General features: G+C 67.1%; 21 protein-coding genes. 6 read left to right on the top strand and 15 right to left on the bottom strand.

Going from position 1 to position 19,836, the window contains the following annotated elements; genetic code table 11:
- Positions 1 to 21: 21 nt before the first annotated feature.
- The 7 genes from WFH44_RS04370 to WFH44_RS04340 all read right to left on the bottom strand — a co-directional run bounded on the left by WFH44_RS04370 (position 22) and on the right by WFH44_RS04340 (position 6,171).
- On the bottom strand, positions 22 to 120 hold the full coding sequence (locus WFH44_RS04370; protein WP_003792170.1) for a 30S ribosomal protein bS22: 99 nt from the start codon (positions 118 to 120) through the stop codon (positions 22 to 24).
- A gap of 176 nt (positions 121 to 296) precedes the next feature.
- Positions 297 to 509, bottom strand: a complete 213-nt coding sequence (locus WFH44_RS04365) for a helix-turn-helix domain-containing protein (protein WP_336712073.1) — start codon at positions 507 to 509, stop codon at positions 297 to 299.
- A 176-nt stretch (positions 510 to 685) separates the two neighbouring features.
- Entirely contained in the window at positions 686 to 1,789 is a 1,104-nt protein-coding gene (locus tag WFH44_RS04360) for a 3-deoxy-7-phosphoheptulonate synthase (RefSeq protein WP_336712072.1), read from the bottom strand.
- Positions 1,790 to 2,034: 245 nt separating this feature from the next.
- Positions 2,035 to 2,913, bottom strand: coding sequence for an N-acetylglucosamine kinase (locus WFH44_RS04355; RefSeq protein WP_336712071.1), 879 nt, complete (start codon positions 2,911 to 2,913; stop codon positions 2,035 to 2,037).
- Between the two features lie 23 nt (positions 2,914 to 2,936).
- Positions 2,937 to 4,277, bottom strand: a complete 1,341-nt coding sequence (gdhA, locus tag WFH44_RS04350) for an NADP-specific glutamate dehydrogenase (RefSeq protein ID WP_336712069.1) — start codon at positions 4,275 to 4,277, stop codon at positions 2,937 to 2,939.
- 148 nt (positions 4,278 to 4,425) lie between these two features.
- Positions 4,426 to 4,896: an ArsR/SmtB family transcription factor gene (locus WFH44_RS04345; protein WP_336712067.1), complete on the bottom strand. Its 471-nt coding sequence runs from the start codon at positions 4,894 to 4,896 to the stop codon at positions 4,426 to 4,428.
- A 63-nt stretch (positions 4,897 to 4,959) separates the two neighbouring features.
- Positions 4,960 to 6,171, bottom strand: coding sequence for an acetoin utilization protein AcuC (locus WFH44_RS04340; RefSeq protein WP_442892866.1), 1,212 nt, complete (start codon positions 6,169 to 6,171; stop codon positions 4,960 to 4,962).
- Positions 6,172 to 6,291: 120 nt separating this feature from the next.
- On the opposite strand from WFH44_RS04340, the gene WFH44_RS04335 reads away from it, so the two are divergent.
- Complete coding sequence (locus tag WFH44_RS04335) at positions 6,292 to 7,704, top strand: TrkH family potassium uptake protein (protein ID WP_336712066.1); 1,413 nt, start codon at positions 6,292 to 6,294, stop codon at positions 7,702 to 7,704.
- Positions 7,705 to 7,741: 37 nt separating this feature from the next.
- On the top strand, positions 7,742 to 8,380 hold the full coding sequence (locus WFH44_RS04330; RefSeq protein WP_336712894.1) for a potassium channel family protein: 639 nt from the start codon (positions 7,742 to 7,744) through the stop codon (positions 8,378 to 8,380).
- A 4-nt stretch (positions 8,381 to 8,384) separates the two neighbouring features.
- Here WFH44_RS04330 and proC read toward each other — a convergent pair whose 3' ends face one another.
- Positions 8,385 to 9,242 (bottom strand): pyrroline-5-carboxylate reductase, encoded by an 858-nt coding sequence (proC, locus tag WFH44_RS04325; RefSeq protein WP_336712064.1) that lies wholly within the window; start codon positions 9,240 to 9,242, stop codon positions 8,385 to 8,387.
- 493 nt (positions 9,243 to 9,735) lie between these two features.
- Here proC and WFH44_RS04320 point away from each other — a divergent pair, with 493 nt between their 5' ends.
- From WFH44_RS04320 to WFH44_RS04305, 4 genes are all read left to right on the top strand, one after another.
- Positions 9,736 to 11,571 carry an HNH endonuclease signature motif containing protein gene (locus WFH44_RS04320; RefSeq protein WP_336712063.1) on the top strand — a complete coding sequence of 612 codons (1,836 nt, stop codon included), beginning with the start codon at positions 9,736 to 9,738 and terminating at the stop codon, positions 11,569 to 11,571.
- 57 nt (positions 11,572 to 11,628) lie between these two features.
- Positions 11,629 to 11,925, top strand: a complete 297-nt coding sequence (locus tag WFH44_RS04315) for a cupin domain-containing protein (protein ID WP_336712062.1) — start codon at positions 11,629 to 11,631, stop codon at positions 11,923 to 11,925.
- 90 nt (positions 11,926 to 12,015) lie between these two features.
- Positions 12,016 to 12,621, top strand: coding sequence for a DUF1326 domain-containing protein (locus WFH44_RS04310; RefSeq protein ID WP_336712060.1), 606 nt, complete (start codon positions 12,016 to 12,018; stop codon positions 12,619 to 12,621).
- Between the two features lie 46 nt (positions 12,622 to 12,667).
- The gene (locus tag WFH44_RS04305) at positions 12,668 to 13,432 is read left to right on the top strand and encodes a DUF2182 domain-containing protein (protein WP_336712059.1); all 765 of its coding nucleotides are present in this window, start codon (positions 12,668 to 12,670) and stop codon (positions 13,430 to 13,432) included.
- Between the two features lie 191 nt (positions 13,433 to 13,623).
- On the opposite strand, the gene WFH44_RS04300 is transcribed toward WFH44_RS04305, so the two are convergent.
- From WFH44_RS04300 to WFH44_RS21430, 7 genes are all read right to left on the bottom strand, one after another.
- A complete protein-coding gene (locus WFH44_RS04300) occupies positions 13,624 to 14,673 on the bottom strand; it encodes a HoxN/HupN/NixA family nickel/cobalt transporter (protein ID WP_336712057.1) in 1,050 nt (349 codons plus the stop codon).
- Positions 14,674 to 14,729: 56 nt separating this feature from the next.
- On the bottom strand, positions 14,730 to 15,584 hold the full coding sequence (locus WFH44_RS04295; protein ID WP_336712055.1) for an urease accessory protein UreD: 855 nt from the start codon (positions 15,582 to 15,584) through the stop codon (positions 14,730 to 14,732).
- A complete protein-coding gene (gene ureG, locus WFH44_RS04290; protein WP_336712054.1) occupies positions 15,581 to 16,195 on the bottom strand; it encodes an urease accessory protein UreG in 615 nt (204 codons plus the stop codon). The genes WFH44_RS04295 and ureG overlap by 4 nt, the downstream gene beginning before the upstream one ends.
- Before the next feature lie 168 nt (positions 16,196 to 16,363).
- Positions 16,364 to 17,086 carry an urease accessory protein UreF gene (locus WFH44_RS04285; RefSeq protein WP_336712052.1) on the bottom strand — a complete coding sequence of 241 codons (723 nt, stop codon included), beginning with the start codon at positions 17,084 to 17,086 and terminating at the stop codon, positions 16,364 to 16,366.
- On the bottom strand, positions 17,067 to 17,540 hold the full coding sequence (gene ureE / locus WFH44_RS04280) for an urease accessory protein UreE (protein ID WP_336712051.1): 474 nt from the start codon (positions 17,538 to 17,540) through the stop codon (positions 17,067 to 17,069). The genes WFH44_RS04285 and ureE overlap by 20 nt, the downstream gene beginning before the upstream one ends.
- A gap of 88 nt (positions 17,541 to 17,628) precedes the next feature.
- Positions 17,629 to 19,341, bottom strand: a complete 1,713-nt coding sequence (ureC, locus tag WFH44_RS04275; protein WP_336712050.1) for an urease subunit alpha — start codon at positions 19,339 to 19,341, stop codon at positions 17,629 to 17,631.
- Positions 19,338 to 19,835 (bottom strand): urease subunit beta, encoded by a 498-nt coding sequence (locus WFH44_RS21430; RefSeq protein WP_442892865.1) that lies wholly within the window; start codon positions 19,833 to 19,835, stop codon positions 19,338 to 19,340. The genes ureC and WFH44_RS21430 overlap by 4 nt, the downstream gene beginning before the upstream one ends.
- Between the last annotated feature and the right edge of the window lies 1 nt (position 19,836).

Below are 19,836 nucleotides of genomic sequence, written 5' to 3'. Positions count from 1 at the left end.
TGCGAACTGCCGGCTGTGCGGCTACTTCTTGTTGCGGCGCTGGTGGCGGGTCTTGCGAAGCAGCTTACGGTGCTTCTTCTTGGCCATACGCTTGCGGCGCTTCTTGATAACTGAACCCACGAGTTCCTCACAAATCACTTCGGTTGGCATCCGCCGGCCCCGACTGCCCGAAGGGCCGGGCAGGCCAGCAAATCTTACGACGACGTAAAACGTTCCTTAACAGGGTACCGCCTAATTCGGAACAGCTTTGACCGCGGCCCGGCAACCCGACCCGCGCCGCGCCCGATCCGATCGGGTCAGGCGGTGCCGCTCTCGCCGTCCACGACTGCTCCCTGCACATACTGCTCCACCGCGGATTCCGGAACGCGGTAGGAGCGGCCGAAGCGGACGGCAGGCAGATCGCCGGCATGGACCAGGCGGTAGACGGTCATCTTCGAGACGCGCATGACCTCGGCAACCTCCGCGACCGTCAGGAAGCGGACGTTCGAGAAGTTCTTCTCCTCAGCCATTGCACATCAATCCTTAACTCCAGGCGGGCCCACTCCGGGCTAAGGCCCAACGGCGTGCCGCCTTGCCAAGCGAGTAAGTGCCGTCTCACTCGATACTCTAGATGCATGAGTGGCCAAAGTGAAAGTTGCCCCTGTGGCTTAACCGTTAGATGACTAGGGCTTTTTTATGCCCGGACCTATGACTGCCCGGCCGCGGCACGGCTGGCGGCCGCCAGCTGCTCGAGCACCAGCTCGGTCGTTTCCCAGCCCATGCAGGCGTCCGTCACACTGCGCCCGTAGACGAGCTCGGCCTCTCCCCTGGCCACCTCGGCCACGTCCAGCTTCTGCGCGCCGCCGGTCAGGAAGCTCTCGAGCATGACGCCGGCCAAAGCCCCGGTCCCGGCGGCCTCCAGCTGGGCCGCGAGCTCCAGCGCGACTTCGGCCTGCCGGTGGTGGCTCTTCCCGCTGTTGGCATGGCTTGCGTCCACGATGACCCGCGGGTTCACTCCCGCCGCGGCCAGCTGGCGGGAGGCGTCGAGGACGCTGTCCGCCGAGTAGTTCGGGCCGCCACTGCCGCCGCGCAGGATCAGATGAGCGTCCGGATTACCGGGGGCCGCCACCACGGCCGCGCGCCCGTCGTCGTCCATGCCAAGGTAGGCCTGTTCCGCCGATGCCGCCAGGCATGCGTCGACCGCTACCTGGATGCCGCCGTCGGTCCCGTTCTTGAAACCGACGGGCAGCGGCAGGCCGGCCGCGAGCTGGCGGTGGATCTGGCTCTCGGTGGTGCGGGCCCCGATGGCGCCCCAGCTGACCAGGTCGGCGAGGTAGGGCGCGCTGACCGGTTCGAGGAACTCGGTCGCGACGGGCAGGCCGAGTGCCGTCACATCCAGCAGGAAGCGGCGGGCCGTGCGCAGTCCGGCCGCCACATCGTGGGAGCCATCGAGGTGCGGGTCGTTGATCAGGCCCTTCCAGCCGACTGTGGTGCGCGGCTTCTCGAAGTACGTCCGCATCACCACCAGCAGGTCCGCGCTATGCCGGCGGGCCGCCTCGGCCAGCCGCGCGGCGTAGTCCAGCCCGGCCTCCGGATCATGGATCGAGCAGGGTCCTGCGATCACGAGCAGCCGGTTATCAAGTCCGTTGAGAATGGCCCGGATCCCCGTCCGTCCGCGTTCGACGGCGGCAATCGCCCCGGGCGCCGCCGGCAGTTCCGCTGTCAGTTCCCCCGGCGAGGGCAGCGCGCTGAACGTCGCGACGCCGGTCGAAGGGCTGTGCGTGGCGGTGAGGCTGGACAGTGGCGGCATGTGGGTTCCCGTCTGGTAAATGGCGGGAACGGTAGCCCAGAACCCGCCGTGGAAATGGCGAAGGGCAGAGAATGATCTCTGCCCTGTTGGCTCTGGAGGTTCGTTGGGTGCGTATGCCGCTAGGCAGTCACGTTAGGCCCCTCCAGAGCCAACGGAAAATACGCATACCAACGGGTTGTCATGTAGCGAGGGTACGCCGCGCGCAACCGCGGACGCCACTTGTAACGGAAAATGACGCGGCGCCCTCAGGCCTGTTCCCAACCCGACAGGAAGGCCGCTCCCAGCACCGGCGCCCGGTCGAGGGGCCGCACACCGGTGATCCCGTGGGCGGCGACCTCGGCCGCAATGCCCTGCGCCATCCGGGGAACGTTCGCACCGATGCTGCCGCCGAGGATGACGGGGCCGCGGCTGCCGGTCCGGCGCGCAACCAGGACAATCAGTTCTGCCAGCTCCCTGACGGCGGCCTTCAGCAACGCTCCCGCCACGGGATCCGAGCCGGCCGCGTCGACCACCACGCGCGACCTCTGCGCCCAGTAGGCCCGGCCCGCGCCGCCATGGAAGGCGGATATCAGTTCCACGGGTTTCGACAGGCCGCAGTCCGCCAGCAGCGCCCGAGTGAGTCCGTCCGGTTCCAGGCCCTGGTCGCGGCGGCGAAGGGCATGCCGGACGGCCTCGCGGGCCAGCCAATAGCCGCTGCCCTCGTCGCCGAGCAGGTAGCCCCAGCCGCCGGCCCGCGCCTCATTTCCCGCGCCGTCGGTCCCCCAGACCGCGGACCCCGTGCCGATGATGACGGCGATGCCGCTGCTGGCGCGGCCCGCGGCCAGGATGAGCCGCGAGTCGTGGACCGCCTCGATCCTGGCCCCCGGCGCAAGAGGGGCGATAAGCGATTCGAGGGCACCGGCGTCGTCCGCGGTATCGATGCCTCCGGCACCGGCTACGACGTGGTGCGCCCCCGCACCCACCGCGGCGAACACCTTCGCCAAGGATTCCGCGGCCTCGTCGCGCGAGACGTTCTGCACGTTCGCGCTGCCGGCCACGGCCTCGCCCGCGGGCACGCCGTCTTCGAAGCGGACGGCATGCGTCTTGCTGCCGCCGATGTCCAGCCCAATCAGGACGTCCGTCATGGGCAGAGCCTACCGGGAAACTGCTAGATCAGGCCCTGGGCCAGCATGGCGTCGGCTACGCGGCGGAAGCCGTCGATGTTGGCACCGGCAACGTAGTTGCCCGGCATGCCGTACTCCTCGGCGGTTGCGGCGCACCTCTCATGGATGTTGACCATGATGTCGGTGAGCCGCTCCTCCGTGTGCTCGAAGGTCCACGCGTCGCGGCTGGCGTTCTGCTGCATTTCCAGGGCGGAGGTGGCCACGCCGCCGGCGTTGGCAGCCTTGCCCGGACCGAAGAGGGTGCCTGCTTCCTGGAACAGGGCGGTCGCCTCGGCCGTGCACGGCATGTTGGCACCCTCGGCGACGGCGATCAGGCCGGCGTCCAGCAGGCGGGCGGCGTGCTTGTCGTTGAGTTCGTTCTGGGTGGCGCACGGCAGGGCCACCGTGGCGTCGACGTCCCAGACGGATCCGTCGGGAACGTAGCTCACCGACGCTCCGCGGCGCACCGCGTAGTCGGAGATCCGGCCGCGCTCCACTTCCTTGATCTGGCGGAGGAGTTCGACGTCGATGCCTGCCTCGTCCACGATGTAGCCGCCGGAGTCGGAAGCGGTAACGACCTTGGCGCCGAGGGACTGGGCCTTGGCGATGGCGTTGATCGCCACGTTGCCGGAGCCGGAGACGGAGACACGCTGGCCGTCGAAGGTCTGGCCGCGGGTCTTGAGCATCTCCTGGGCGAACAGGACCGCGCCGTAGCCGGTGGCCTCCGGGCGGACCAGGGAACCGCCCCAGCCGATGCCTTTGCCGGTGAGCACGCCGGATTCGTAGCGGTTGGTGATGCGCTTGTACTGGCCGAAGAGGTAGCCGATTTCGCGCCCGCCGACGCCGATGTCGCCGGCCGGGACGTCGGTGTACTCGCCGATGTGGCGGTAGAGCTCGGTCATGAAGGACTGGCAGAAGCGCATGACCTCGGCGTCGGACTTGCCGCGCGGGTCGAAGTCTGCACCGCCCTTGCCGCCGCCGATCGGCATGCCGGTCAGGGCATTCTTGAAGATCTGCTCGAAACCGAGGAACTTGACGATGCCCAGGTAGACGGAGGGGTGGAACCGGAGGCCGCCCTTGTACGGGCCGAGGGCCGAGTTGAACTCCACCCGGAAGCCACGGTTGATCTGGACCTTGCCGGCGTCATCCACCCACGGAACGCGGAAGATGATCTGCCGCTCCGGTTCGCAGATCCGCTGCAGGATGGCGGCGTTGGCGTATTCCGGATGCCGGGCCGAGAGCGGCGCAAGAGACTCGAATACCTCGTTGACGGCCTGGTGGAACTCGGTCTCTCCCGGGTTGCGGCGGAAAACTTCGTCACGGATCTCGAGCAATTGGGCGTCCAAGGCCTGCTCCTTCTGTTGCGTTTTCGGCGCACGCATCCGGCGTGCATGGACCGACTAACGATGGAACCACAGACCTGTGAGAAAAACGAAACACACTCGACACGTCGGGAGTCAAGCGTGTAATGAAGGCTGCGCCGCAGCGCGCGGTTCAGGTCCGCCGGCCGCGCCTCAATTTCGGCAGGTGCGCCAGTAGATCCGCGGCCTGTTTCGCGGCCTGGTTGGCGGCCTGTCCGAACGACCGGCCCAGCGGCGCGGCCCCTGCCGCTTCGCCCTCCGCGGCCGGCGCCATCGCCACGGCCGGCTCGGGAACCAGCGCAACGGCCGGCGGCAGCGGCTCGGCCGCGGGGGCCGGTGCCGCCCCGAGACCGAACGATCCGACCCAGTCCGCGACATCCTGCAGCGGCCCGGGCTGCAGACCGTAGTAGCGCTTCTGCCCCTGCGCCCGCATCGAGACGAGGCCGGCTTCGCGCAGGACCTTCAGGTGCTTGGAAACCGTGGGCTGGCTGACTTCGAGCTCGTCCACGAGTTCACCGACGGCCTTGTCGCCGTCCCGGAGCGCCGCCAGGATTTCCCGGCGGGTTGTCTCCGCGATAACGGCGAAGACATCATCGATGACCATTCCATTACCCTAACCGCATATACGCTCTCTGGCATCCTCCTAGGCGGGCGCGCCGCCGGGACCTCAGTCGAACCAGGGATCCAGGCCGTGCAGCGGGAAGATTTCCTTGCGCGTTGCCATTACCGTGCGGTCAACGGCGTCGTTGGGGTCGTAGCCCACTTCCCAGGATCGCCACCAAAGCCGGGCGTCGTCATTCATCACCAGAGGCGCCGACTGGCCGTACCGTTCATGGACGTACGCGCGCCACGGACGAGGCACCTCGGACTGCAGGGGAACCGGGTGGCCCGAGACGATGGCCAGCAGATGCGTCCAGGCGCGGGGAACGACGTCGAAAATGTTGTACCCGCCCCCTCCCGTGGCGACCCACCGGCCGCCACAGACCTGGTCAGCGAGTTCCGCGATGTCCAACATCATCTGCCGCTGCGCGTCGACGCTCAGCCGAAGGCTGCTGAGCAGGTCCTGGGCGTGGCCGTCGCAGCCGTGCTGGCTGACGATTACTTCGGGCTGGAACGCCTTGGCCAATTGCGGCACGACGGCGTGGAAGGCGCGCATCCACGCGGCGTCTTCCGTGCGCGGCGGCAGCGCGACGTTGACGGCGCTGCCGAGTGCATCCGGCCCGCCGACCTCGTTCGAGAAGCCGGTACCGGGGAACAGGGTCCGCCCGGTTTCATGCAGCGAGACGGTCATCACGCGCGGGTCGTTCCAGAAGATGTTCTGCGTGCCGTCCCCGTGGTGCGCGTCCACATCCACGTAAAGCACGCGCTGCACGCCGCCGTCGAGCAGCCGCTGGATGCCGACCGCGCAGTCGTTGTAGATGCAGAAGCCGCTGGCCTTACTGCGGGCCGCGTGATGCATGCCGCCGCCGAAATTCACTCCGCGGACGGCGCGGCCGTCGAGCAGTGATTCCGCCAGGTGCAGGGTTCCCCCGGCCAGCCTGGCGCTGGCTTCATGCATCCCGGCGAACACCGGGTCGTCCTCCGTACCCAGTCCGCGGTCCTCGTCCGGTTCATCCGGATTGGCGCTCACCTTCCGGACGGCCCTGACGTACTCGGGCTCGTGGACCGTTTCCAGCTGCGTGTCCGTGGCCACCTCGGGCCGGACCACAGTGACGTTGCTGCGCTCGAGGATGCCGAATTCGGCGGCCAGCCGGGCCGTCAATTCCAGCCGGATCGGCGACATCGGGTGCTGCGGCCCGAAGTTGTACGCCAGCATCGATTCGTTCCAGACGATTTCCGTAGGAAGGGCGGCTGCTGGGTTCTCGGACATCTCAGACATCCCCGTCAGGCTACGCGAATCGGCGCCGTGGCGCATGATTCTGCTCACTGTGACGAAGGGAGGATGATTTACTACTGCTAGGAAAACCGTCCTCCCCGATCCAACCGTCAGAAGCGGACCATGACACTGAACCAGCGGCCACGGCTGCAGGAGCAAAACACCGGGCTGCGCTCCATCTTCGGCAACATCCGGGACTTTGTCGACCGGGTGGCCAACAGCTCACCGGCACGGCTCGCACTGATCGTATATGCCGCCGTCGTCCTGGTCTTCGCAGGGCTGCTATCCCTGCCTATTTCCGCCGTGAACGGGCAGATCACGCCGCTGTACGACGCAGTCTTCACCGCCGCTTCCGCGGTTTGCGTGACGGGGTTGACCGTCGTGTCCACGGCGACGTACTGGACCTTCTTCGGGCAGGCGGTCATCCTGCTGGGCATTTTCATCGGCGGCTTGGGCACCCTGACCCTCGCCTCGATGCTGGCGCTGATGGTGAGCAAGCGGCTGGGTGTGCGCGGCAAGCTGATCGCCCAGCAGGCCCTCAGCAATGCGGGCCGTCTTGGCGAGATCGGCACGCTGCTGCGGATCGTCATCACCACCTCGGTGCTGATCGAACTGGCCTTGGCGCTGATGCTGATCCCGCGGTTCATGATCCTTGGCGAGCCGTTTGGCCAGGCGGTCTGGCATGGAGTCTTCTATTCCATCTCGGCTTTCAACAACGCCGGTTTCACGCCCCACTCCGACGGGCTGGTGCCCTATGAGGAGGACCTCTGGATTCTTGTGCCGCTAATGCTCGGCGTTTTCCTCGGCAGCCTGGGCTTCCCCGTCGTCATGGTGCTGCTGGAGCGCGGCTGGCGCTTCAGCAAGTGGAACCTGCACACGAAGCTCACCATCCAGGTCAGCCTGATCCTGCTCGCTGCCGGCAGCGTGGCGTGGGGAGCGCTGGAGTGGAACAACGCAGCGACCATTGGCGGCCTGTCAGCAGGTGACAAGAGCATTCACGCCGTCTTTGCCTCCGTCATGACGCGCTCCGGCGGCTTCAACCTGGTTGACCAGAATTCCATGGAACAGACCAGCATGCTGCTGACCGATGCGCTCATGTTCGCCGGCGGGGGTTCCGCGTCGACTGCCGGCGGCATCAAGGTTACGACTATCGCCATCGTCTTCCTCGCCATTGCGGCGGAAGCGCGCGGCAACCGGGACGTGACCGTACACGGCAGGACCGTTCCTGAGGGCGCCATGCGCGTGGCCATCTCCGTCATCGTTATGGGCGCAACGTTCGTCGCCCTGGCGGCGGGTGCCCTGCTGACGATCTCCGGCGATTCCCTTGACCGCGTGCTGTTCGAAGTCATCTCGGCCTTCGCGACGGTGGGCCTGAGCACCAACCTCAGTGCGGAGCTGCCGCCCGAGGGCAAGTATGTGCTCTGTATCCTGATGTTCGCAGGGCGCGTGGGAACGATCACCCTGGCCTCCGCACTAGCGCTGCGCGAGCGGCGCCAGCTCTACCACTTCCCGGAAGAAAGGCCGATCATTGGCTGACAGATCCTCGGGCAACCGCCCCTCGCACAACGCTCCGGTGCTCGTCGTCGGACTGGGCCGTTTCGGGGCTGCCACGGCCGAGCAGCTGGTCAAGCAGGGCCGCGAGGTCCTGGCGATCGAACGCGACCCCGCGCTGGTGCAGAAATGGTCCGACCAGCTGACCCACGTCGTCGAGGCCGACGCGACCAACATCGACGCCCTCCGGCAGCTCGGCGCGCAGGACTTCACCTCGGCCGTCGTCGGGGTGGGCACCTCGATCGAGTCCTCGGTGCTCATCACCGTGAACCTGGTGGACCTGGGCATCGAACACCTGTGGGTCAAGGCCATCACCGCCTCGCACGGCAAGATCCTGACCCGCATCGGCGCGAACCACGTGATCTACCCGGAAGCCGATGCCGGCCGCCGCGCCGCACACCTGGTCGGAGGGCGGATGCTGGACTTCATCGAGTTCGACGACGGTTTCGCGATCGTCAAGATGTACCCGCCCAAGGAAACCCAAGGCTTCACGCTCGGTGAGTCCTCGGTCCGATCCAAGTACGGGGTGACCGTCGTCGGCGTGAAATCACCGGGCGAGGACTTTACCTATGCCCGGCCGGAAACCAAGGTCTCCGGCCGGGACATGCTCATCGTTTCAGGCCACGTCGACCTGCTCGAGCGCTTCGCCGCCCGCCCTTAGCGGGTCAGCCCAGCTCCTTCGAAAGTTCCGCGGCCCGGTCCGCCGCGGCGCGCATCCCGGCGGCAATAACGGCGGGCAGCCCGGCCTCGTCGAAGGCCGCGATCGCTCGTTCCGTCGTGCCGTTCGGGCTGGAAACGGCCTTCCGCAACGCCGCTGGGTCCGCCCCTTCCTGGGCCAGCATGGCGCCCGCCCCGGCCACAGTTTCCTGTGCGAGGATCAACGCCAGCTCGGATCCCAACCCAAGCTCCGCCCCCGCCTTGGCCATAGCCTCCGCCAGGTAGAACACATACGCCGGACCCGACCCGCTGACCGCGGACACCGCGTCCAACTGATCCTCCGGCACGACCACCACAGTCCCCGCCCCGGAGAACAATGCCTCGGCCAGCTTCAGCTGCTCCGCGCCGGCATGGGTTCCGGCGGCGATTCCGACGGCGCCGCGCCCCACCTTCAGCGGGGTGTTCGGCATGCTGCGCACCAGCGGCTGGCCCTGGGGCAGGGCTGCCTCCATGGTCGCCACCGTGATCGCTGCGGCAACACTAACGACGACGGTCTCCCGCGCCAAGTCATCCGAGATCCGCCGGCAGAGGTCTGCGATGCCAGCCGGCTTCACGCCCAATACCACAAGCCCGGCTCCCTGCACGGCCTTGCTGTTAGCCTCGGGATCTTCGTTCTCGGCCAGCACCGACAGACCCGGATACCGGCCGCGCAGCTCCTCTGCGCGCTCCGCGCGGCGCACCGTAGCGGTGACTGATTGCGCGTCCGTCCCGCTGGACAGCAGCCCCGCCAAAATGGCCTCGTTCATGGATCCGCAGCCGAGGAAGACCGTGCGGCCGGAAGAAGAAGTGGAAGTCTGTGCAGTCATGCTGACATTGAATCACGGGGCGGAAGAGGGCTCCGGCGGAAAGCATTCACAGACTTCTCCCAGCTTCTTAAGGGTTTCGTCCCAAATTCGCTCCCTACAGTCTTAACTACCTCATAAAGGTGCGAGTGATTACGGATCAGACTTCCTGGTCTGATCCGAGTGCCGGCAGGTCAGCGGATGTCTCCCCCAACCGTCCGCAGGACCTGCCGGCACTTCTCTTTAACCAGAACCTGCACCGGCTCCCGGGGTCATCTCCCCGCCTCGGCCGCAAACGAACGGGCCGTGACCTACCCAGAAGCTGCACCGGCTCCCGGAGTCATCTCCCCGCCTCGGCCGCAAACGAGCGGGGCATTGCTACCGCCCGAGGGCGCCGGATTGCCGGGTGAACCACCTCCTCGCCCGTCGGCCTCTTACCCGGTTTCGGCCCGTTTCACTCGTCCTACACTACGAAGATTTAACGTGCTATCAGAACGTATCTTCGATAGAATGAGACATGGCGATCGCACCCTTCGAAGCGGTTCAGGAAGCCCCCGGCTTCCTCGCTTCGATGCGCGACGAACTGCAGGACTTCGCCGCCGCCTTCCGCCGGGAAGCCGGCCTCCAGAGCCCGCAAACGGTGGCCCAGTGCGTCGGCCTCTTCGAAGACCTCTCCCGGACCCTCGAGCAGCTCCAGGTCGCCGGGGCGCACGCCGCCGACCGGCACGGCGTCGCCGGCATGACCGGCCGGGATCCGGCCAGCCCGGACCCGGGCAGCCCGGAGCCGAGGTCGGAGTTCCGGGACACCGCGGACTACCTCCGCACGAGGCTGCGGATCAGCCGCAGCGAAGCCCGGCGCCGCCTGCGCATCGGGGCCGGCACCCTGCCGCAGACCCTGATCTCCGGCGGCCAGGCCCCGCCGGCATACGAACACCTCGCCGAAGCGCTGGCCGGATCCGGGCTCGGCGGCACCGCCGCCACCCTGATCCACGACACCCTCGAACGCGTCCGCCCGGCAGCGGCCCCGGAGGACCTGGCCGCCATGGAACACCAGCTCACCCGGCAGGCCACCGAAACCGACCCCGACACCCTGCGCGTCATCGCCCGGTCCTGGGAAGCCGCGATCGACCCGGACGGGGCCGAACCCAGCGACGAACAACTCGCCGCCCGGCAGGGCGTCTTCCTCAAAGGCAAACGCCGCGGCCTGCACCGCTTCGAAATCGCCGCGACCGACGAACAATACGAACACCTCATCACCGCCATGAACACCGCCACCAACCCCCGCCTGCAGACCACCTTCGGCGATCCCGGTGACACGAGTGAAGGCGGTAAGACCGCCGGCACCGACAACAGCGAAGCCGCCACCGGGCACGGCGACCGCGCCGACGGCGACTCCGCAGCGGCCGGGGTCGCGGCCGGCATGGACGGCGACGGGCGGGCGTTCCCGGGCTGGCCGATGCCCACCCGCCCGCAGCAGCTGCTCGAAGGCCTGGTCGGCTCCTGCCGGATCGCCCTGACCACCGACAAGCTCCCCAGCGCCGGGGGCCACCGGCCGCAGGTCATGGTCACCATCGACTACCAGGACCTCGTCCAACAGATCGGCGCCCAAGCCGGCACCTCCGGCCAGGCCGTGTTCGGCGGCCTCATCACACCCCGCACCGTCCGCAAAATGGCCTGCGACGCCGACCTCATCCCCATCGTCCTCGGCGGCAAAGGCGAAGTCCTCGACGTCGGACGCGCCCAACGCCTCTTCACCCCCGCCCAGCGCCGCGCCCTCGTCGCCCGCGACAAAGGCTGCGCCTTCCCCGGCTGCACCATGCCCGCGCACTGGACCGAAGCCCACCACATCCGCTACTGGAAGAAACACAACGGCCGCACCTCCGTCGCCAACGGCGTACTCCTGTGCTCCTTCCACCACCACCTCATCCACACCGGCGACTGGACCATCGAAACCATCGACGGCATCCCCTGGTTCATCCCGCCCGCCTACACCGACCCCTCCCAAATCCCACGCCGCAACCACTACCGCTCCCCACCAGTCCTCAAACGAGCCGAACAACCCACCGAAACCACCCGACGGACCGACAGCCGAAGCCCAAGCTCCGCAGGGCCACCCCCACAGGCCGACAGCAGAAACCCAAGCACCGCAGGCCCACCCCCGCGGACCGACAGCAGAAACCCAAGCACCGCAGGGCCACCCACGCGGACCGACGGCCGAGGCCCAAGTCCCGCCGCGTCCCCGTCGGCGGGCACTGCCGCGGCTTCCCCCGAACCGGCACCGGCCACATCAACCCGCGGCTGGAGCCGACCCTTCGGCGACGGCCCGCTGCAGCCGGACACGCCTCCTTGGTAGAAAGGTATTGGCAGCACACGACCACTTGATTCCAGCCAGAGAAATTGGTGACCGATTATGCCCACCCAGGCGCAGGCAACCGTCCAGATCGACAACGAACATTTCCGCGTCACCGAATGGCGGTTCCAGCCCGGTACCGAGACCCGTTGGCACCGCCACGAGTTCGACTACGTTGTGGTGCCGATGACGACGGGGCCTCTAAAACTGCAATTGGCTGACGGCGAATCCATCAATGAACTGACAACCGGCCAGTCCTATACTCGGCTGGCCGGCAGCGAACACAACGTCATCAACCCCGGCCCGGAGGAGTTTGTGTTCGTCGAAATCGAGGCCAAGAATCACTCGCGAGACTAGGACCTGAGCCCATAGCCACTTAGGCCGCGTAGGAGGAAAATCAATACCGGCACCGCCATTCTCCCGGGGGAATTCGGGAAGGAGTCTGAAATGGCATGGCATATTGAGGGGACCTACTTCGAGAACTGCAATTGCGACATGGCCTGCCCGTGCTCGATCTCGGGTTTGACCGCGCCGGCGGACCAGGACCGATGCGTTGTCGCACTCGTCTTCCATGTGGAGAACGGGGAGGTAGACGGCGTCGACGTCGGCGGCCTGACCGTCGGGGTGCTCGGCGATGCGCCGCCATTGATGAGCGAGGGCGGCTGGAAACTCGGCTTGTTGCTCGATTCCAGGGCCTCCGCCGAACAGGCGGCAGCGCTCGAAGGTGTGTTCAGCGGCCAGCTTGGTGGCCCAATGTCAGGGTTGGCTCCGCTGGTAGGTGAGATTGTCGGCAAGGAATCCGTTGAGATGTCCTACTCCGACGATGGACGGCAGCACCGCGTGTCCATGGGCAGTGCCGTCGACCTGGCCGTCGAGGACTTCGTCTCCCCGCTCGATCCCACCGAGCAGGGCGTCAAGCTCACGGGAATCGGGTTCCCCGCCGACACCTTGGCCGTCGGCCGAGCGACCACCGGACGCGTAGATGTCTTCGGAATGACTTGGGACAATGCCGGCAAGAACTCCTTCTCCGCTCCCTTCGCCTGGTCAGCGTAGGAGCACAGGCAGCGGCACGCTGGCGCGGCTCCATCCGGGGCTGTTCGTGCTGCTGGCACTTGCACTGGTCGCCTGGTACTTCACCGTGCAGGCCGCCATGGCTATGCCTGCCGGGCCGGGCACTATGGGCCTTGGCCTGGGCGGCTTCCTCGCGGGCTGGGTCCTGATGATGACCGCGATGATGTTTCCGGCCCTGGCCCCGCTGCTCACTGCTTACCTCCGCACGATCCGCGCCGTGCGCAGCGGCTGGGTCAGGATCGGGCGTACGACGGCGCTGTTCGTCGGCTATTTGCTGGCCTGGGCCCTCTTTGGTGTGCTGGCCTATGGGGCGGCCGCGCTAATGGGCAGGGTCGCCGAGGAAAAGCCCGCCGCGGCCCCCTGGATCGGCGCCACCGTGCTGGCAGCTGCAGGCCTTTACCAGCTGACGCCAATGAAAAACTACTGCCTCCGGCACTGCCGCTCGCCGATCAGCTTCCTACTGCACGTTTCGAACTACAAGGGGCCGCTCCGCGACATCCGCGTCGGTATGTACCACGGCACCTACTGCGTCGGCTGCTGCTGGGGCATGATGGCCGTGCTCGTGGCCGTGGGAACGATGAACCTGGCATGGATGGTCGTCATCGCGCTGGCAATCCTGTTGGAGAAGACATGGTCGCACGGGGTGCAGTTCAGCAAGGCCGTCGGCGTAGCCCTGATCGTCTTCGCCTTCCTCGTCCCGGTTAACCCCTCGCTGCTCCCCGGGCTCTATCCCGGACCCGGCACGGTCCAAGACATGGAACCGGACATGCCGGCAGACATGCCCGCGATGTAGCGGCCGCACGGCTTCCTGCAGCTACCTTCCGCACCCGCCGCCGCGGCAGGTGCCGCCCTACCGCAGGCGATCCCGGCACCTCAGCGCACCGGCACCTCCTACCTGCTGGCGCGCAGCACCTCCACACGCTGGCAAACCAACACGCCGGCAAACCAACACGTCAGCACGCCGGCCCGCAGCGCGCCCGCCGGTCACGCCAGTGCCGGGCGGCGGCGCCAGGTGAGGCGGGCAATGCCCCAAACGGTGAGGAATACGGCGACGAGGATAAGGCCCGCGTGGCCGAGGTCGAGTTCGCCGAGCCAGGTGGTGATGGGGTCGCTCAGACCCGCACTGTGGAGCAGGCCAGCGATGGTGATGGCTGCGATGAACAGCGCCGAGAACGAGGACAGGCCTGTGACGACCATATTGAAACCGATCTTCTTCTCAGGTTCGGAGATCGCCGTGCGGTACATCTTCATCATGGCGAGGCCGTTGGCGGTGTCGCAGAGGGTCATGGCGGCGGTGAAGCCGAGGGGCAGGGCCATGAGGGCCAGTGGTGAGACGCCGGCGAGAGCGGCGGAGGCGGTCAGGAGGAGGAAGGCAATGGTGGTGGCGGTGTCGAAGCCGAGGCCGAAGAGGAAGCCGATCACGTAGATGTCGCGCGGGCGGTTGATGCGGGACAGCGGCTTGTCGAGCAGCCGGGCGACGAGTCCCTGCGGGCGGAGTTCGTCGGCGGTGACGGGTTGGCCGGCGCGCACTCGCTGGTAGACCTTGGCCGCGCGGCGGAAGGCGGCGCCGTTGAAGATGCCGATGGCCAGCAGGAAGGTGGCGGATACGACGGCGCCGATCAGCCCGAGGGCGGTGTTAACGGGCGAGCCGTCGTCCAGCGCAGTGGCGATCACGGCAGCGCCGCTGACCACGAGGATCCCCGCGATCAGGACGATGCTGCTGTGCCCGAGGCTGAAAGCGAAGCCGACGCTGACCGGCGAACGGCCTTGGGCGGCGAATTTGCGGCTGGAGTTGTCGATGGCAGCGATGTGGTCCCAGTCGTAGCTGTGCTTGACGCCGGCTAGGTACGCGGTGAAGAACATGCCCAGCGCCAAGGGGCTGGCGTCCGCCGTAAAGGAGTAGGCGAGCAGGCCGAGGCAGACCAGGTGGAGCAGGCCCACAGCGCCAAAGGTGGCGGCGATGCGTTGGGACTGCGGAAGTTGTTCCCGCTCGAGGTGGCTGAGTCGGGATGGGGAGAACGGCAGGGCGTTCATACTTTGTCTCCTTTGGCCGGTCCTCCAGTCCAGGGTGGCCGATGTTGAGGACCGGATCAGTACTTGCGAAGATTCAGTGGCTGCTGACGGTACCAGCGGTGGCGAAGCAGGTCGATGGCTGTGAACAGCATTTTGTTCAGGGCGCCGGTGGAGCGGGACAACGCGCGCAATGCGAAGCCGGGGCCGTTGAGCAGGGAGAGGCCGAGCTGCCCGCCGGGATCCAGCGGGGCCAGCAGATCCTGCAGTTCCTGCACTAGGTCGGCGTCCACCCGCGGGTCCACGACGAGCATCGAGCCTAGGTGCGAATAGTCCTCGAGGAAGAGCATGCCGGAGAGCGGCGAGGCCGGATCGCCGGGGCGGATCAGCAGGTTGTCCAGGGCAAGCAGGTGGCCGTCCCGATGGATCTCGTTGCGGAGGCGCACCTCCTCATATCGGAATAGGTCACCATCCGGCGACCACCCGGGGGTAACGACGTCGCACATCACCAAGGAGGAGTCCGCGGCGAGTTCGACGACGGTCTGCTGCCGGTAGGTGGCGTCGCGGTAGGCGATGAGCTGGTCGGGCACGTACTCCAGGCTGGCTCCGGGGCCGAGCCTGATCCGGGTGTGCTGAAGGGCCGGAGCGCCGGGGGTCCGGTAGATCTTCGTGGCGGACTGCGTGGTCAGCAGCAGCCGGGCCTGCTCCTCGACCTGGATGTCGACGTCGTAAACGTCCCCTCCCAGATAACCGCCGCCGGGGTTGACGATCGTGTACGCCACCTGCCCGGACGCGTCCAGGTAGTGCGGCCGGATCACCCTGAGGGCGCCCTGGTGGTACTGCGAGGTGGCGACACCGCGGCCGCCGCGCCGGCCGACCGTCAGGCGCAGCTCGCCCGTGGGCAGCTGCGGGTCAGCAGGTTGGGCCTCGGTCACTGCCCCAGGTCCTGCATCAGCACGTCGCGGCGGAGCCATTCGATGACCTTGTCCAGGCCCTCGTCCGTCTTGAGGTTGGTGAAGCAGAAGGGCCGCTGGCCGCGGAACTCCTTCGAATCGCGCTCCATCACCGACAGGTCGGCGCCGACGTACGGCGCCAGGTCCGTCTTGTTGATGATGAACAGGTCGCTCTTGATCATGCCTTGGCCGGCCTTGCGCGGGATTTTTTCGCCTTGGGCCACGTCGATGATGTAGATGGAGAAGTCCACCAGCTCGGGGCTGAAGGTCGCAGAGAGGTTGTCTCCCCCGCTCTCGATGAACACCACCTGCAGGTCCGGGTGCCGCTGCTTGAGCTCCTCCACGGCGGCCGAGTTCATCGAGGTGTCCTCGCGGATGGCCGTGTGCGGGCAGCCGCCGGTTTCGATGCCGATAATGCGGTCCAGCGGCAGGATGCCGTTGGCAGCGAGGATCTTGGCGTCCTCGATGGTGTAGATGTCGTTGGTGATGGCGGCCATGGAGATCTCGCCGGACAGGTGCCGGGTCAGGCGCTCGACCAGCTGGGTCTTGCCTGCGCCGACGGGGCCGCCGACGCCGATCTTGATGGGTTCCATTGCGTCTCCTTGTTCCGGGGCCGCCGCGGACTGCGCGGCGGCGGGTGTTAGTCAGTGGGTAGGCTGCGGGGCGGGTCAGCAGGCCGTGCGGGGCGGGTCAGCAGGCCGTGCGGGGCGGGTCAGGCGGCTGGGCCGTGCAGAGCGGGTCAGGCGGGCCGGGCCGGGCGGTCAGGACATGAACATCCGCGCCCGCTGCCGTTCGTGGCGCATCTGCGCGATTTCCAGGCCCGGTGCCGTGGCGCCGAAGTCGCTGCGGTCCAGTCCGGCGATGCGCGCTGTTGCTGCGGCGATGTCCGGATGGATGCGGCGCAGCACCCGCTGTCCCGCGTCCTGGCCGATCGGGATGCCGCGGATGGCGTTCTGGGTCAGCGAGGTCGCCGTCGAAAACAGATAGGTGCCTACCAGCTCCGGCAGCGGAACCTGCAGGCTGCGCCCGGCGAGGGCGAACGCCAGCGCCGGATGTCCGCTGCAGTCGCCGCCCGCCACGTCCTCGCGGTACTGTTCCACCTCGGCAGTGTCGAGGATGAGGGAGGCGATCTGCAGCATCCGGGCGCCCATTTTCACACCGGCTTCCCGCACCTGCCGCGGCAGGGCCTGGGCCGTGAGCAGCGCGTCCAGGTCCCTCAGCTCGGCCGCGGATCCGGCCTCCAGCGCCAGCCGGATGGCCAGTCCATCGCTGTAGGTCAGCTGGGTATGGATGAACTGGCTTAGCCAGATCCGAAAGGTCTCCTCGTCGCGGACCAGGCCGCGCTCCAGGAAGGTTTCAAGTCCGAACGAGTGGCTGAAGGCGCCCGTGGGCAGGGCCGAGTCGGCCAGCTGCAGCAAGGGCAGCCAGTACGATGGCGGGTGGTGCCCGGGTGCCTCCCGCGGCTCAGTGCGTGTGTTCTGCATGTCGAAAGGGCGCCGGCATGACCCGCTCCTGCCGCGAGTACGGCACCTGCATGTGCTGCAGGTAGTCCTCGACAGTGTGGTCGTACTGCACCACCATGACTTCCGCGCGGTAGTCGCTGCCGCCGTCGAAAAACTGCGCCTGCAGGTGACGGTTGCCCAGGCTGTGGGCCACCACGCCCATCTCCCGGATGGTGCGCGGGGCAATGACCAGGACATCCGTGGGCAGGACGCTGACGACGATCACGTTGGACTCGTCGCGGAACAGGATGTCGCCGTCGCGCAGGTCGCCCTGGGTGGCCAGCCGGATGCCGATTTCGCGGCCGTGGTCGGTGGTCACGCGCTGGACGCGTTTGACCAGCGCGGCGCTGGGCAGCGCCACTTTCTCTTCGTGCAGCCCGGCCAGTTCCGTCTCCGGAAGATCGTGCCGGTTGGCGATGACGCGCTCAATGATCATTGACTACGTCCTTTCGGTAAGAGTTCGGTTCATTCGGGAAGCACGCGCGCGTGTGCGGAGCGGGGACACCCTCGACGAGGGGCACCGCCTAGAACAGGAAGTAGCGCTGGGCCATCGGCAGCACGCTCGACGGCTCGCAGGTCGCCACTTCCCCGTCCACGGTGACGGTGTAGGTCTCCGGGTCCACCTGGATGTCCGGTGTCTCCCCGTTGTATTTCAGGTCCGCCTTGGTCAACGCACGGATGCCGTGGGCGGGACGGACGGTGCGGCGCAGCTGCAGCCGCTCGGGAATTCCTTCGTCGATGGCGATTTGGGGCAGGAACGTGATCGACGACGTGTGCACCGCCTTGCCCATGCCGCCGAAGTTGAGCCGCAGCGTGCGCGGCTGCGGGGTCGGAATGGATCCGTTGGGGTCGCCCATGATGGACTGGACGATCTGCCCGCCCTTGATCACCATGTCCGGCTTGACGCCGAAGAAGGCCGGATCCCAAAGCACCAGGTCGGCGAACTTACCGACCTCGACGCTGCCGACCGAGTCGGCGATGCCGTGGGCCAGCGCCGGATTGATCGTGTACTTGGCGACGTAGCGCTTGAGCCGGAAATTGTCGCCCACTTCGGGGTCCTTGGCGAACTTGCCGCGCTGCCGCTTCATCGAATCGGCCACCTGCCACGTCCGCAGCACCATCTCGCCGATCCGGCCCATAGCCTGCGCGTCGGAGCTGGTAATCGAGAAGACGCCAAGGTCATGCAGCACGTCTTCGGCGGCGATGGTCTCCTTGCGGATCCGCGAGTCGGCGAACGCGACGTCTTCGGGGATGTCAGGGTTCAGGTGGTGGGCGACCATGAGCATGTCCAAGTGCTCGTCGACGGTGTTCTTCGTGTACGGCAAGGTGGGGTTGGTCGACGCCGGCAGGACGTTGGGCATCCCGGCGATCCTGATGATGTCCGGGGCGTGGCCGCCGCCGGCGCCTTCGGTGTGGAAGGTGTGGATGACGCGGCCGTCGATGGCGCGGATGGTGTCCTCGACGAAGCCGCACTCGTTGAGCGTGTCCGCGTGGATGGCCACCTGCACGTCGAACTCGTCGGCTATGCGCAGCGACATGTCGATCGAGGAGGTCGTGGCTCCCCAGTCCTCGTGGATCTTGAGTCCGATGGCGCCGGCCCTGATCTGCTCGGCCAGCGGACCGCGCGCGCTCGCGTGGCCCTTGGCGAGCAGCCCGATATTGATCGGCAGGTCATCGACGGCCTGCAGCATCCGGCCGATGTGCCACGGCCCGGGCGTGACCGTGGTGGCTTTGGCCGCGTCCGACGGCCCGGCGCCGCCGCCGATCAGCGTCGTGACGCCGTTGGCCAGCGCCACCGGCACTTGGTCGGGGCTAATGAAGTGCACATGGGTGTCGATGCCGCCAGCCGTGAGGATCTTGTGCTCCCCCGCGATCACGTCCGTGGCTGTACCAATGACGATGTCGACTCCATCGGAGATATCCGGGTTTCCGGCCTTGCCGATCTTGAAGATGTGTCCGTCGCGGAGCGCTACGTCAGCCTTGTAGATGCCGGAGTAGTCCAGCACGACGACGTTCGTGATCACCGTGTCGGGGACGTCCTGGTCGCGGGTGCGCTGGCCGTTCTGGCCCATGCCGTCGCGGATCACCTTGCCGCCGCCGAACACCACTTCCTCGCCGTAGCGGGTGTAGTCATGTTCGATCTCCAGCAGCAGATCGGTGTCGGCCAGCCGGATGGCGTCGCCGGTGGACGGACCGTACATTTCGGCGTAGTGCCTGCGGCTCATTTCGAAGCTCATCGCTGCTCCTCCCCGCTGTCGCCGGATTGATCCACCGGATCGCTGCCGAAGCTCGGAAGGAAGCCTTCCCTCTCCTTGCCAACGTTGGGCAGGTCGATGTCGTATTCCGCGGCGACCTCCGGCTCCTTCTCAGCGTCGATGCCCGCCGTGCCGCCGATGGCCTCGGTGTGGACGGCCGGGACGCTGACGCCAACGGCGCCGTTGACCCGGTTCTGGAAGCCGTGGACCTCCCGGTTCCCCGAGATTTCCACCAGATGCACGCTGCGCGCATCGCCGGGTTCGAAGCGCACGGCCGTGCCGGCAGGAATATCCAGCCGGAAGCCGCGCGCCGCCACCCGATCCATCTCCAGCGCCGGATTCACCTCGGCGAAGTGATAGTGGGACCCAACCTGGACCGGCCTGTCGCCGCGGTTGGTCACGTTCATGATCCTGGTTTCGGCGCCCTCGTTGCACTGGATGGGCTCGTCGCGGAGGATATATTCTCCCGGTTTCATG

The sequence above is a fragment of the Arthrobacter sp. USHLN218 genome (assembly GCF_037144715.1).
Taxonomy (GTDB): domain Bacteria; phylum Actinomycetota; class Actinomycetes; order Actinomycetales; family Micrococcaceae; genus Crystallibacter.
Note: the sequence above shows the minus strand (reverse complement) of the source record. Positions and strands in the feature narration are given on the sequence as shown.